The following is a 13,134-nucleotide window of genomic DNA, read 5'->3' on the forward strand; positions in this document are numbered from 1 at the left end:
CGTCAACGGATCACCGCTGACGAAAATCTGATTTAGCGCATGGGGAAAACTGCCTTAGGGTAAGGTTCTGGACATGGAGATTGATCACAATGAATAAACCCGCCGAAACATCCCGTTTGACTGCAGCCGATTTCGATCAGGACCTGCTCGACCTTTATGACTATTACGCGCATGGCAAAATCTCGAAACGCGAGTTTTTGGACCGCGCCGGAAAATGGGCCGTGGGCGGCCTGACTGCGGCTGCGATCCTCGGCACCCTGTCACCGAACTATGCGCTGGCCCAACAGGTCACCGAGGACGATCCCGACATCGTGGGCGAAGACATCACCTATCCCAGCCCCGATGGCACCGGCGAGATCACTGCCTATCTGGTGCGCCCGGCCAACATGGACGCCGACAACCCGCCCGCCGCCGTGCTGGTCGTGCATGAAAACCGTGGCCTTAACCCCTATATCCGCGATGTGGTACGCCGTCTGGCCAAGGCCGGGTTTATCGCGATGGGCCCTGACGGTCTGTCCTCGCTGGGCGGCTACCCCGGCGGCGACGACGAGGGCCGTGCCATGCAAAGCACGCTGGACCAGGCGGCGTTGCTGAATGATTTTTTTGCAGGGTTCGAGTATCTGCAAGCGCTTGAGGGCACCAACGGCAAGATCGGCGCAACCGGCTTTTGCTATGGCGGCGGCGTGGTCAACAGGCTGGCCGCAGCCTACCCCGAGATGGCGGCGGGCGTGCCGTTCTACGGCTCCTTCCCCAGCGCGGATCAGGTCGCAGGCGTGCAGGCCCCGCTGATGATCCAGCTGGCTGCCCTCGATCAGCGCATCAACGCGATGTGGCCGGATTTCCAGGCCGCACTCGAGGCGAACGATAAGCGCTACGAGGCGCATATCTACCCCGAGGTGAACCACGGCTTTCACAACGACACGACCCCGCGCTATGACGAGACCGCGGCCAAGCTGGCAGAGCAGCGCATGGTCGCGTGGTTCCGCACCTATCTCGCCGGCTGACGGCCAGCGCGCACAACAACGGGGGCGGGGCCGCAATACCCTGCCCTTCGCATTTGATGAATCGTTTCCTTACCGCGCGTTTGCGATCGCCAACGCCGCCGACATCACGATGGAATCTTCGATCAAACCGGACGTTGTCTGATCGGTGTGCTGCATTGACCGTTTGCGCGCAGCCAGCCCGCAGTATGACGAAGCGACCGCCGCGCCGATGCCAAGCGCCGCACCTTCCCACCTGCGTTGTGACGGTGCAAGACAGGCACCTGCGAAACCGCCGGTGATGGTTCTTGCAAGCAGGCCAAGGAACACCGTTCGGTCGGGCGCGGTCTTCATCTTGTCTCCCGCCATTTCTGCTGCAGACATCGCCACGCCACCTGCGGCGACAAGCGGATGCTGCATCAACCGCGCCTCGGCAGTGTCATGGGGGAGCGTGCCGCTTCGCGCGGCGACTGCCAACGCAGCAAGCGGCGCCATCGAACGCTGGCCTGCGACAAGGCCCATAAGGATCGAACGTAACATATGCGTCTCCTGACCGTTGAGTTGCAGGAACGCGTACTTGTCAAGACAAGTTCCGGGAGCGGGGCGGCGAGGCGCGGCGGGGCGAATGTTAAAGTTCACCGCCGAACCGCCAAAAATCATAAAGGGGGGCAGCGACGCCCCCCCTTATCAACTCATTCGTTCCAAGCCCGGTCGCCATCGGCATCCTTCACCCGTGTCGGAAGGCCGATACCGTCCAGCAGCGTGAACAGCGGCTTGGGGTCCAGCTCCTCGACGTTGACCATCTTCGCCACGTCATAGGTGCCGTCGGCGATGAGCATCGCAAAGGCCACTGGCGGCACCCCGGCGGTATAGGAAATGCCCTGGCTGCCCACCTCTTCATAGGCGTCCTTGTGATCGGCCACGTTGTAGACGAACACCTCCGCCTCCGCGCCGTTCTTGGTGCCCTTAACCAGATCGCCGATGCAGGTCTTGCCGGTATAGTTCGGCGCAAGGCTCGACGGATCGGGCAACACGGCCTTGACCACCTTCAGCGGCACAACCTCAAGCCCCTCGGCGGTGACGACAGGCTGTTCGGACAACAGCCCAAGGTTCTGCAGCACGGTAAACACGTTGATGTAGTGATCGCCGAAACCCATCCAGAACCGCACATCGGCCTGCGGATAGTTGGCCGCCAGCGAGTGCACCTCGTCATGGCCCGACATATAGGCCTTTTGCTTGCCGACGACGGGCAGATCCCATTCGCGGCCGACCTCGAACATCTTGTTCTCCTGCCAGGCACCCTGCTGCCAGCTGTAAACGGTGCCGGTGAACTCGCGAAAGTTGATCTCGGGGTCGAAGTTGGTCGAGAAGTACTTGCCGTGGTTGCCTGCGTTGATGTCCACGATGTCGATGGATTTGACCTCGTCCATGTACTCGTCCACCGCGAAGCGCGCGAAGGCGTTGACCATGCCGGGATCGAAGCCCGCACCCAAAATCGCCGTCACGCCCGCCGCCGCACAGTCGTCGCGGCGTTTCCATTCGTAGTTGCCGTACCACGGCGGGGTTTCGCAGATCTTGGCGGGGTCTTCGTGAATCGCCGTATCGATATAGGCCGCACCGGTCTGGATACAGGCCTCGAGCACCGTCATGTTCACGAATGGCGACCCCACGTTGATCACGATCTGCGCACTGGTGCCTTTCAGCAAATCGACCACAGCGTCGGTGTCCATCGCGTCGATCCTGTGGGCCCTGAAAATGCCGTCCTGTTTCATCGCGCCCTTGTCGTGCACGCTCTGGATGATGGCTTCGCATTTCGAAACCGTCCGGCTGGCGATATGCAAATCCCCCAGCACATCGTTGTTTTGCGCGCATTTGTGCGCCACGACCTGAGCGACGCCACCTGCGCCGATGATAAGAACATTGCGTTTCATGTATCCAAGAGACCTCTTATGTTGATTGTCAGGAAAGGGCGGCCGAAAAGTCGGCGTAGTCGAATTCGCGCACCATGCGCAGGGTTCCATCCAGCTCGCGGATGGCGATTCCGGGCATCTTCACGCCATTGAACCAGTTTTTCTTAACCATTGTGTAACCGGCGGCATCCTGAAACGAAATCCGGTCACCGGGTTTGATCGGCTTGTCAAAGCGGAACTCGCCAAAGATATCACCCGCAAGGCAGGACTTGCCGCAGATCATCCACGGATGATCACCGGTATCGGGGCTGATTTTCGCGGGCTCGCGGTAAATCAGCAGGTCCAGCATGTGCGCCTCGATCGACGCATCGACAATCGCCAGATCCTTGCCGTTGTAGAGCGTGTCTAGCACGGTCACCTCCAGCGTCGCGGCCCCGGTGATCGCGGCCTCGCCGGGCTCCAGATAGACCTGCACGCCGTTTTGTTCCGCGAACGACTTGAGCCGTGCCGCCAGACGCTCAATCGGATAGCCTTCGCCGGTAAAGTGGATGCCGCCCCCCAGACTGATCCAGTCCATGCGGGCAATGATCGCGCCAAACCGGTCCTCGATCAGGGTCAGCATCTCGTCGAACCGCTCAAAATCGTCGTTTTCGCAATTGTTGTGGAACATAAGCCCGCTGATCTTATCGGCCACTGTTGCGATCTGCGCGGGGTCATGTTCGCCCAGACGGCTGAACGGGCGCGCAGGGTCGGCCAGATCAAACCCCGAGGTCGACACGCCGGGATTGACCCGCAGACCGCGCGTGTGCCCTTGGGACTGCGCATCGAACCGTTGCAACTGACCGATGGAGTTGAAGATGATCTTGTCGCTGTGGGACAGCACCTCGTCGATCTCGTGATCGCCGTAAGCCACGGAATAAGCATGGGTTTCACCACCGAACTTCTCGGCCCCCAGCCGCACCTCGTAAAGCGACGAAGACGTCGAGCCGTCCATGTACTGCGCCATGAAATCGAACACCGACCAGGTGGCGAAACACTTCAACGCCAGCAGCGATTTCGCCCCCGACGCGTCGCGCAGCCAGGCGATCTTTTCCATGTTCTTCAACAGCTGTGACTTGTCGATCAGGTAATAGGGCGTTTGCATGGGCGGGCTTCCCCTGTTGCCGTGGCTCAAGCCGCCCACGTAAGGCCGCGGGGGCGGCATGGCAAGCGGGTCGGCCCAGATACATTGGCCGCGTCCGTCCCGCCCCCGAGATTGTGAACCTCGCGACCAGACGATCATCCTCAGACAGAAAAAAGGGAGAGCCGAAGCTCTCCCATCAAGTTTCGCCGTCCAGGCTCAATATGTTAACCGCTCGGAAATTTTTTTGCCTGCGGCCTGAACGTCGTCAGGGGGCGAGCGCACCCGCCCCGTGTCAAGGTGAGAAGGACAGTCTTCCGCCCCACCCTATTTCGTCGGGGGTCCGGCCTGATCTGGGTCAGCCGGACCCCCTGCACGTTTTCCCCTGGAGCGGGAAACGCGATCTCTTGTCTCAGCTACACCCAGACGTTCCGCCGCAGGTGTTGCACTTCATGCAGGTGCCGTTGCGCACCAGCGTGTAGTTGCCGCATTCGCCGCAGGCTTCGCCCTCGTAGCCCTGCATCTTCGCCTTGGTCCGCGCGTCCAGGCTAACTGTGCCCGACGCGACCGAGGTCGATGCCATCGCGGCGCCGCCGGTGCCTGTTGCTGAGGGCACCAAGGTCTGCAAGGTTGCGACAGGATCGGACATGCCGCCCTGCAACAGTGTCAGATCCTGCGGCAGACGCTTGCGCAGGTAGCCGGTGGACGAGATCTGCTTGAGCACTTCCAGCGACCGGCTTGCCGCTGTTTCGCTGATCTCGCTCAGGTTGCTGACACCTTCCTCGACGCCGCGCCCGATGCTGTCGAACGATGCGCCCTCGGGCTGCACGTGGGCGAGGTCAGTGCGGTCCAGATAAGACACGGCCAGTTCGCGGAAGATATAATCCAGGATCGACGTCGCATTCTTGATGCTATCGTTGCCCTGAACCATGCCCGCCGGTTCGAACTTGGTGAAGGTGAAGGCGTCCACGAACTCCTCCAGCGGCACGCCGTATTGCAGACCGACGCTGACCGCGATGGCAAAGTTGTTCATCATGGCGCGGAACCCCGCACCTTCCTTGTGCATGTCGATGAAGATCTCGCCCAGGTTGCCGTTCTGGTATTCACCGGTGCGCAGGTAGACCTTGTGCCCGCCGACGATGGCCTTCTGGGTATAGCCCTTGCGCCGCTCGGGCATCTTTTCACGGTGCGACTTGATGATCTCCTTGACGATGATCTTCTCGACGATCTTTTCGGCCAGAACCGTGGCCTTTTCCTGCATCGACCCGGACGCCAGCGCCTCTTCGGCCTCTTCGTCATCCTCGACCAGCGCGGAGGCCAGCGGCTGCGACAGTTTGGATCCGTCACGGTACAGCGCGTTGGCCTTCACCCCCAGCGACCACGACAGCTCGTATGCCTTCTGGCAGTCTTCGATGGTTGCGTCGTTGGGCATGTTGATCGTCTTGCTGATCGCACCCGAGATGAACGACTGCGCGGCGGCCATCATGTAGATGTGACTGTCGACGCTCAGATAGCGCGTGCCCTTCTTGCCGCAGGCATTGGCGCAATCGAAAATCGCGTAATGCTCTTTTTTCAGGAACGGCGCACCTTCCAGGGTCATCGTGCCGCAGACGTGGTCATTGGCCAGTTCGATGTCGCGCTTGGTAAAGCCCAGGTGGCGCAGCAGATCGAAGGTGGGGTCGTTCAACTTCGCTTCGGGGATGCCCAGCACCTTGGTGCAGAAATCGGCGCCCAGCGTCCACTGGTTGAACACGAAGCGGATGTCGAATGCACTTTCCAGCGAGGCGTCGATCTTTGCCAGTTCACTGGGGCCAAAGCCGTGACCCATCAGCGAGGTGTGGTTGATACCGGGCGCATTGCCGATGGTGCCGTGACCCACGGCATAGCTCACGATTTCCTCGATCTGGGCCGAGCCATAGCCCAGCTTTTCCAGCGCCGCAGGCACCGACTGGTTGATGATCTTGAAGTAACCGCCACCGGCCAGCTTCTTGAACTTGACCAGCGCAAAGTCGGGCTCGATCCCGGTGGTGTCGCAGTCCATCACCAGACCGATGGTGCCGGTGGGCGCGATCACCGAAGTTTGCGCGTTGCGATAGCCGTGTTTTTCACCAAGGCTCAGCGCCTCGTCCCAGGTGGTCTGGGCCATTTCGACCAGACGCATATCGGGACAACCGGCAATGTCCAGCGGCACGGGTTTCACCGCCAGCTTTTCATAGCCTTCGTCGTTGCCATAGGCGGCATTGCGGTGGTTGCGGATGACGCGCAGCATGTGCTTGGCGTTCTTCTTGTAGCCGGGGAACGCGCCCAGCTCACCCGCCATTTCCGCGGATGTGGCATAGGCCACGCCGGTCATGATCGCAGTCAGCGCACCGCAGAGCGCACGCCCCTCGGTGCTGTCATAGGAATACCCCATGTTCATCAGCAACCCGCCGATGTTGGCATAGCCCAGACCCAGCGTGCGGAAATCATAGGACCGCTGCGCGATTTCCTTGGACGGGAACTGCGCCATCATCACGCTGATTTCCAGCGTAACCGTCCACAGACGCGAAGCGTGCATGTAGTCCTCGACCTGGAATTCCCCGTCCTTGAGGAAGGTCAGCAGGTTCATCGACGCGAGGTTGCACGCGGTGTCGTCCAGGAACATGTATTCCGAGCAAGGGTTCGACCCACGGATCGGACCATCTGCCGGGCAGGTGTGCCATTCGTTCACGGTGTCGTGGTACTGGATGCCCGGATCGGCACAGGCCCATGCGGCATGGCCAACCTGCTCCCACAGATCACGGGCGCGGATCGTCTTGGTCACGCGCTGGTCGGTGCGGCTGATCAGCTCCCAGTCGGCGTCTTTTTCGACGGCTGTCAGGAACGCATTGGTCACGCGGATCGAGTTGTTTGAGTTTTGCCCCGAGACCGAGCTGTAGGCTTCGGAATCCCAGTCGGTGTCATATGTCGGGAACTCGATGCTGGTGTGGCCCTGCTTGGCATAGTCCAGCACGCGCTTGATGTAAGTCTCGGGGATCGCGACCTTCTTGGCGTCACGAATGGCGGACTTCAGGCTTTCGTTTACCTTGGGGTCATAGGCGTCGGCTTCGGCGCCGTCCCAGGCCTTGATCGCGGCGAAAAGCGCATTCAGCTTCTGTTCGTGCATCTTCGAGCCTGCGACGATGCTTGCCACTTTCTGCTCTTCGATGACCTTCCAGTTGATGAAATCCTCGATGTCGGGGTGGTCCGCATCGACGATCACCATCTTGGCCGCACGGCGCGTGGTGCCGCCCGATTTGATCGCGCCGGCCGCACGGTCACCGATTTTCAGGAACCCCATCAGGCCGCTGGACTTGCCACCGCCCGACAGTTTTTCGCCTTCACCACGAAGCGAGGAAAAGTTGGTGCCGGTGCCCGAGCCGTATTTGAACAATCGCGCTTCGCGCACCCACAGGTCCATGATGCCGCCGTCACCCACCAGATCGTCTGCAACCGACTGGATAAAGCAGGCGTGGGGCTGCGGATGTTCATAGGACGACTGCGAACGGGTCAGTTTGCCGGTCTGATAGTCAACGTAATAGTGGCCCTGCGCAGGGCCGTCGATGCCATAAGCCCAATGCAGGCCGGTGTTGAACCACTGCGGGCTGTTGGGCGCCGCGCGCTGGGTTGCCAGCATGTGCCGCATTTCGTCGTAATAGGTCTGCGCGTCGGCTTCGGTCGAGAAATAGCCGCCCTTCCAGCCCCAGTACGCCCATGCGCCTGCCAGGCGGTCGAACACCTGCTTGGACGAGGTTTCGCCGCCCATTTCGGCACCCTCGGCAGGAACCGAGCGCCACAGGAATTCCGGCACGCCCTCTTCAGCGACCTTCTCGACCTTGCTTGGCACTCCGGCCTTGCGGAAATATTTCTGCGCGATGACGTCGCTGGCCACCTGGCTCCAGCTGCTGGGCACTTCGACGTTGTCGAGATGAAACACGATCGTCCCGTCGGGATTGCGGATTTCAGAGACGGTCGAAATGAAATCCAGCGATGCGTAGGCATCTTTTCCGGCTTTGGTAAACTTTCGGTCAATTTTCATCGCGCTGCCTCATATTCAGCTTTTCATACAGAAACGCTGACGTTGCAGCGGTTCGCTCGGGTCGTTCGTGGGACGACAAACCGCGCGGCTTTAAGGGGCTGAAAACAGGTCTCAATGCCCCTGGCCTTGGCGCGTTTCTAGCTCAAATTGCCTATCCCGAAGGTGCCAGTCGCTTCTTAGTGTTGTCCACTAAATGTTGTGGTGACTAGCGCCGCCTGCACAACCTGACGTATGCGCGGGCCCTGCGTCAACGAAAATTTTACGTTTTATTTGGACACTCGGGGCTTGACCGGTGGACCGGTTTGGGCCGTTTGGGCGACACAGTGATTCAGTTCACGACAACCGCGGAAAGCCGCCTCGATCTTACCCACAGGCACGGGATGAATTTTCTGAATGCAGGTGGAAACTTAGCCACGCCGGATCACGTTGTTCATTAAGTTGTACCCAGCTTCATCCACAGTTCTGCACCGCAGCACGAAACGGTTTGTTCTTGATCGGTATTTATGGTGGTCTGGGTGTAATTGGCAAAAAGGGCACGCTCATGAAACCGATTTTAGCACTTCTGCCCATCTTGTTGGCGGCCTGCGCGCCACAATATGTAGAGACGGTTGTGAACGACCCACAAGATTTGCCCGTGCGTCGCGCGTTGTTTGCCGAAAACCCGGAAGGGTTGCACGAAGCGTTCCGCGAGGCCTGCGACTCGCCCGGCGACAAACTGGCGACGCCCGCGCGGGGAATCGTTCAGTGCCGCACCCTGCCGACGCCCGATTTCGCGGCGTTCTTGTTGCTGGAATATGACGGCGCGCTGAAAACCCCTACCGTGGTCATGCAAAAACAGCAGCGTGTCGCCGATGCCGGGCCTGACAGTGCCGTGATCGAATTCAGCTATTTCGCGGAAGTGCCGCAAAAATCGGGCACATCGCGGCGCATCTATTACAAGGATCGCCAGCTGGATCAGCTGCTGGATCAGATGATGCGCGCCGCCGGTGGCGAAACCTTCGACTGACAGCCATCTTATCGACAGGAGCAGCGTGTCATGCGCGCGACCCCGGATCGAATGAAATTTCTTGGGGAATATATATGGTCGGGGCGAGAGGATTCGAACCTCCGACCCCCTGTACCCAAAACAGGTGCGCTACCAGGCTGCGCCACACCCCGAACCATGGGCGGTGCATAACGACCGCTCTGCCGATTGAAAAGAGCAAAAGCGCTTCAAGTTGCCCTAATCGGAACAAGGCCACGCGACATCGGCACCGACCAGCGCCGGATGGCGTAGTTCGGTGCCCACGGTGATCCCCAAACGCTTGGCGAGACCGCCGTTGATTTCAAGCGCGATCAACAGATCGTCGCCACCGACGATTGGCGTTTCATCCAGCGGAACAGCGCGGTGGTGGATGTTCCGCACCACGCCCTGCGCATCGACAAAAAGCATGTCGAGCGGGATCAGCGTGTTGCGCATCCAGAACGACAGCCTGCGCGGACTGTCATAGACAAAGAGCATTCCCGCCGATTGCGGCATCGTTTCGCGGTGCATCAGCCCGCGCGCGCGCTCTTCATTGTCGTCGGCCACCTCGACGTTGAACCGCGCCCTGCCCCAGTCGCCGCGCAGATCAACGGCGTTTTCAGAGCATGCAGCCAGCACCGAACCGGCACCGGACATCACGAAAAGACAGGTATAAAGAATGCCGCGCATCGTCAGTCGTCCTTTGACAGCGCCGCCTCCCAAGCGTGAACTTCGGCGGCCATGCGACCACGTTTGCCATCAATCACCCGCATTGCCAAGGCTTCCCCCGGTTGCAGGTCCGCCAGACCAGACCGGCGCAACACCTCGACATGCAGAAAGACATCGTCAGGCTGCCCGAAGACGTTGGCAAAGCCGAACCCCTTGCTTTTGTCGAACCATTTCACCCTGCCCGGCTCCAACGGCACATCGCGCACATCCGCGATGCCAATCTCGGCCAGATCGGTCAGCGGCAGCGCCTCGCTGCCGTACTCGGGGGGCATGATCGACAGAATCTCGACGGCCTGCACACCGCGGTCGGTGTTCTGGGTCAGCACATTTATCCGCGCCTGATCCGAGATCGAGCTTTGTCCGAAATTGCGCAAGACATTGACGTGCAGAAGGATATCCGGTCCACCAGTGTCGGCTATGATAAAGCCGAAACCCTTGACCGGATCAAACCATTTGACCAGCCCCGAGACGGTTTCGCGGTGATGTTCTTCGTCTTCCACAGGGTTGTCTTTCATCGCTCGGTTCGCGCAGGAATTATGTGGTTCCAGACTTGCACGATTTCGTTATCGCTTTTCAAGCGCGAAAAACGTATAAAAATCAACAATCTGCATTTCACGCTACGCAAGTTTCATGGGTTTAGTCGGGTAATCTCCCATGGTTTGCCTTCGGTTTCGCGCCGCCACCTGTATCTGTCGTGCAGTCTGAAATCACCGTCGGCCCAGAATTCGATCTCAACGGGGGTGATGCGGTAGCCGCCCCAGAATGGCGGGCGCGCGGGGTTGGTTCCGTGCTGAGCCGTGACCTTGGCGACCTCGGCCATCAGCGTCGCGCGGTTCTTCAACGGGCGGCTTTGGCGCGACGCCCAGGCGCCGAGCCTGCTTTTCAGCGACCGCGACGCATAATATTCATCGGCAAGCGGACCGTCCTCGCGCGTGATCGTGCCGCGCACACGCACCTGTCGACGCAGCGATTTCCAGTGCATCACAAAAGCCGCCGTTCCCGCGTGCTCCAGTTCCTGCGCCTTGGCGCTTTCGTAATTGGTATAGAATATGAACGCGTCATCGGTGATGTCCTTGAGCAGCACCATCCGCGCATTGGGCAGCCCTTGGGCGTCCACCGTCGCCAGAGCGATGGCGTTGGGGTCGTTCACCTCGGTGGTCTCGGCCTCGGCCAGCCACGCGCGCACTAGGGCAAAGGGATCTTCGCCCGCGAATTTACCACTGCGTTCCGCCATTCTCATCTCCTTCGATACCGCACATGCGTTCACCTATCCCTACCGCAGCCACGCAACACGGCGCGGTTGGACAATAACTCATGCATACCAACTCTCTTGCTGGGGCCGGGTCAATCGCCTAAAGGTCGCATTGAAAAAGTGGCTTGAAGGCAAAAGGGGTTTTTGATGGCGCATGATCTAATGAAGGGCAAGCGCGGGCTGATCATGGGCCTTGCCAATGACAAGTCAATCGCATGGGGCATCGCAAAGATGCTGGCGGATGCCGGTGCGGAGCTTGCGTTTTCCTATCAGGGCGATGCGCTGAAAAAACGCGTGGACCCGTTGGCGGCCTCACTGGGCAGCGATATCGTCCTGCCCTGCGATGTGGGCGACGAGGCGTCGATCGACGCGCTGTTCGCCTCCCTGAAAGAGACCTGGGGCAACCTTGACTTTGTCGTCCATGCCATTGGTTTTTCTGATAAATCCGAACTGCGTGGGCGCTATGTCGACACCAGTCGCGGCAATTTCGCGATGTCGATGGACATCTCGGTCTATTCCTTTACCGCCGTGATGCAGCGTGCCGAAAAGATGATGAACCCCGGCAGCAGCGCCGTGACCCTTACCTATTACGGCGCGGAAAAAGTCATGCCGCATTATAACGTGATGGGCGTGGCCAAGGCCGCTCTTGAGGCATCGGTACAGTATCTTGCCGAAGATTTGGGCAAGGACGGTATCCGCGTCAACGCCATTTCGGCCGGTCCGATCAAGACGCTGGCGGCCTCGGGCATCGGTGATTTCCGGTACATAATGAAGTGGAATGAGTACAACTCTCCCCTGCGCCGCAACGTGACCATCGAGGATGTGGGCAAGGCAGCGCTTTATCTGCTCTCCGATCTGGGCAGCGGCACCACCGGCGAGAACTTGCATGTCGACGCAGGCTATCATGTCGTCGGCATGAAGGCGGTCGACGCCCCCGACATCACGAAGTGAGCCTGCGATGACGCCAGAGAGCCTGCTTGCCTTCAACGCGATCCTGATCGCCGCCCTGCTCAGCCCCGGCGCCGCCTTCCTGGTGTCGGTGCGCATGTCGGTCAGCGCGGGGCGCGCGGCGGGCATCGCCACGGGCTTCGGCCTGGCGACGATGGCGGCCCTGTGGACCACGGCGGCGCTTTTGGGGCTCGGTGGGATCTTCGCGCTGTTTCCGTGGGCCTATACCACCTTGAAGATCGGCGGTGCGTTTTACCTGATCTGGATCGCCATCCAGACCTGGCGCCATGCCCGCGACACGCTGGGCGATGTATCCGTGCCGCGCGGGCGGGCCTTTCTGGCGGGGTTTCTGGTCAACCTCGGCAATCCGAAATCCATGCTCTTTGCCGCAGCGCTGATCGTCGTGGTCTTTCCGTCGGCGTTGAGTCCCGCGCATATCGCGCTGATCGTTGCCAACCACTTCGTGCTGGAAATGCTGTTTTACACCGCCTGCGCCCTGCTGCTGTCCAGCGGCCCTGCCCGTGCACGCTATCTTGCGGCCAAACCCGTGCTGGACCGCATCGCGGCGCTGGCGCTGGGTGGCTTTGGCCTGAAACTTCTGACAGGAAAGTAATCCGATGACCGACCGCTTGCCCCACGAAAAAGGCTTTCACATCAGCTGGGACCAGATCCACCGCGACAGCCGCGCGCTGGCGTGGCGACTGGCCGAACATGGCCCGGATGAGGGCGGCTGGCGCGCTGTGGTTGCGATCACCCGTGGCGGTATGGCGCCCGCGATGATTGCCGCGCGCGAGCTGGACATTCGCACTGTGGATACAATCAGCATCAAATCCTATGACCATCAGGACCAGTCCGAGGCGCGCGTGCTGAAATCGCCTGACCCCGAACTGATGGGCGACGGAACCGGCATCCTGATCATCGACGATCTGGTGGACAGCGGCAAAACTCTCGAAGTGGTGCGCGCGATGTACCCCAAGGCGCATTTCGCCACGGTCTATGCCAAGCCCAAGGGCCGCCCGCAGGTCGACACCTTTGTCACCGAAGTCAGTCAGGACACGTGGATTTTCTTCCCCTGGGACATGGCGCTGCAATACGTCGATCCGTACCGCGGCAAGGACTGATCTGCCCATCATAC

General features: G+C 60.3%; 12 protein-coding genes and 1 tRNA gene. 5 read left to right on the top strand and 8 right to left on the bottom strand.

Going from position 1 to position 13,134, the window contains the following annotated elements:
- The first annotated feature begins 89 nt into the window (after positions 1-89).
- The gene (gene yghX / locus NTA49_RS16150) at positions 90-1,004 is read left to right on the top strand and encodes a YghX family hydrolase (RefSeq protein ID WP_258295843.1); all 915 of its coding nucleotides are present in this window, start codon (positions 90-92) and stop codon (positions 1,002-1,004) included.
- A 69-nt stretch (positions 1,005-1,073) separates the two neighbouring features.
- On the opposite strand, the gene NTA49_RS16155 is transcribed toward yghX, so the two are convergent.
- From NTA49_RS16155 to NTA49_RS16170, 4 genes are all read right to left on the bottom strand, one after another.
- Entirely contained in the window at positions 1,074-1,520 is a 447-nt protein-coding gene (locus NTA49_RS16155; protein ID WP_258295844.1) for a DUF4126 family protein, read from the bottom strand.
- Between the two features lie 152 nt (positions 1,521-1,672).
- Positions 1,673-2,911 carry a saccharopine dehydrogenase family protein gene (locus tag NTA49_RS16160; protein WP_258295845.1) on the bottom strand — a complete coding sequence of 413 codons (1,239 nt, stop codon included), beginning with the start codon at positions 2,909-2,911 and terminating at the stop codon, positions 1,673-1,675.
- A gap of 28 nt (positions 2,912-2,939) precedes the next feature.
- The gene (locus NTA49_RS16165) at positions 2,940-4,034 is read right to left on the bottom strand and encodes a carboxynorspermidine decarboxylase (protein ID WP_258295846.1); all 1,095 of its coding nucleotides are present in this window, start codon (positions 4,032-4,034) and stop codon (positions 2,940-2,942) included.
- A gap of 388 nt (positions 4,035-4,422) precedes the next feature.
- Positions 4,423-8,067 (bottom strand): vitamin B12-dependent ribonucleotide reductase, encoded by a 3,645-nt coding sequence (locus tag NTA49_RS16170; RefSeq protein WP_258295847.1) that lies wholly within the window; start codon positions 8,065-8,067, stop codon positions 4,423-4,425.
- A gap of 541 nt (positions 8,068-8,608) precedes the next feature.
- Here NTA49_RS16170 and NTA49_RS16175 point away from each other — a divergent pair.
- Positions 8,609-9,073, top strand: a complete 465-nt coding sequence (locus NTA49_RS16175) for a hypothetical protein (RefSeq protein ID WP_258295848.1) — start codon at positions 8,609-8,611, stop codon at positions 9,071-9,073.
- A gap of 75 nt (positions 9,074-9,148) precedes the next feature.
- On the opposite strand, the gene NTA49_RS16180 is transcribed toward NTA49_RS16175, so the two are convergent.
- The 4 genes from NTA49_RS16180 to pdxH all read right to left on the bottom strand — a co-directional run bounded on the left by NTA49_RS16180 (position 9,149) and on the right by pdxH (position 11,039).
- Positions 9,149-9,225 (bottom strand) — tRNA-Pro (locus tag NTA49_RS16180).
- Positions 9,226-9,289: 64 nt separating this feature from the next.
- The gene (locus NTA49_RS16185) at positions 9,290-9,760 is read right to left on the bottom strand and encodes a DUF192 domain-containing protein (RefSeq protein ID WP_258295849.1); all 471 of its coding nucleotides are present in this window, start codon (positions 9,758-9,760) and stop codon (positions 9,290-9,292) included.
- Positions 9,761-9,762: 2 nt separating this feature from the next.
- Positions 9,763-10,314, bottom strand: coding sequence for a cold-shock protein (locus NTA49_RS16190; RefSeq protein ID WP_258295850.1), 552 nt, complete (start codon positions 10,312-10,314; stop codon positions 9,763-9,765).
- Positions 10,315-10,427: 113 nt separating this feature from the next.
- Positions 10,428-11,039 carry a pyridoxamine 5'-phosphate oxidase gene (gene pdxH, locus NTA49_RS16195; RefSeq protein WP_258295851.1) on the bottom strand — a complete coding sequence of 204 codons (612 nt, stop codon included), beginning with the start codon at positions 11,037-11,039 and terminating at the stop codon, positions 10,428-10,430.
- A gap of 159 nt (positions 11,040-11,198) precedes the next feature.
- Here pdxH and fabI point away from each other — a divergent pair, with 159 nt between their 5' ends.
- The 3 genes from fabI to gpt are packed head-to-tail and all read left to right on the top strand — an operon-like array spanning position 11,199 to position 13,120.
- The gene (gene fabI, locus NTA49_RS16200) at positions 11,199-12,002 is read left to right on the top strand and encodes an enoyl-ACP reductase FabI (protein WP_258295852.1); all 804 of its coding nucleotides are present in this window, start codon (positions 11,199-11,201) and stop codon (positions 12,000-12,002) included.
- Between the two features lie 7 nt (positions 12,003-12,009).
- The gene (locus NTA49_RS16205; protein WP_258295853.1) at positions 12,010-12,612 is read left to right on the top strand and encodes a LysE family translocator; all 603 of its coding nucleotides are present in this window, start codon (positions 12,010-12,012) and stop codon (positions 12,610-12,612) included.
- Positions 12,613-12,616: 4 nt separating this feature from the next.
- Complete coding sequence (gpt, locus tag NTA49_RS16210; protein ID WP_258295854.1) at positions 12,617-13,120, top strand: xanthine phosphoribosyltransferase; 504 nt, start codon at positions 12,617-12,619, stop codon at positions 13,118-13,120.
- Positions 13,121-13,134 lie beyond the last annotated feature (14 nt).

Source organism: Pseudosulfitobacter koreensis, from assembly GCF_024733015.1.
Classification (GTDB): domain Bacteria; phylum Pseudomonadota; class Alphaproteobacteria; order Rhodobacterales; family Rhodobacteraceae; genus Pseudosulfitobacter; species Pseudosulfitobacter koreensis.

Bases quoted from the DNA above. Each gene is read 5' to 3' on its own strand.
- gpt (WP_258295854.1), top strand. From the start codon at position 12,617: ATGACCGACCGCTTGCCCCACGAAAAAGGCTTTCACATCAGCTGGGAC.
- NTA49_RS16170 (WP_258295847.1), bottom strand. From the start codon at position 8,067: ATGAAAATTGACCGAAAGTTTACCAAAGCCGGAAAAGATGCCTACGCA.
- NTA49_RS16205 (WP_258295853.1), top strand. From the start codon at position 12,010: ATGACGCCAGAGAGCCTGCTTGCCTTCAACGCGATCCTGATCGCCGCC.
- yghX (WP_258295843.1), top strand. From the start codon at position 90: ATGAATAAACCCGCCGAAACATCCCGTTTGACTGCAGCCGATTTCGAT.
- NTA49_RS16185 (WP_258295849.1), bottom strand. From the start codon at position 9,760: ATGCGCGGCATTCTTTATACCTGTCTTTTCGTGATGTCCGGTGCCGGT.
- NTA49_RS16165 (WP_258295846.1), bottom strand. From the start codon at position 4,034: ATGCAAACGCCCTATTACCTGATCGACAAGTCACAGCTGTTGAAGAAC.
- NTA49_RS16160 (WP_258295845.1), bottom strand. From the start codon at position 2,911: ATGAAACGCAATGTTCTTATCATCGGCGCAGGTGGCGTCGCTCAGGTC.
- NTA49_RS16155 (WP_258295844.1), bottom strand. From the start codon at position 1,520: ATGTTACGTTCGATCCTTATGGGCCTTGTCGCAGGCCAGCGTTCGATG.
- pdxH (WP_258295851.1), bottom strand. From the start codon at position 11,039: ATGAGAATGGCGGAACGCAGTGGTAAATTCGCGGGCGAAGATCCCTTT.
- fabI (WP_258295852.1), top strand. From the start codon at position 11,199: ATGGCGCATGATCTAATGAAGGGCAAGCGCGGGCTGATCATGGGCCTT.
- NTA49_RS16190 (WP_258295850.1), bottom strand. From the start codon at position 10,314: ATGAAAGACAACCCTGTGGAAGACGAAGAACATCACCGCGAAACCGTC.
- NTA49_RS16175 (WP_258295848.1), top strand. From the start codon at position 8,609: ATGAAACCGATTTTAGCACTTCTGCCCATCTTGTTGGCGGCCTGCGCG.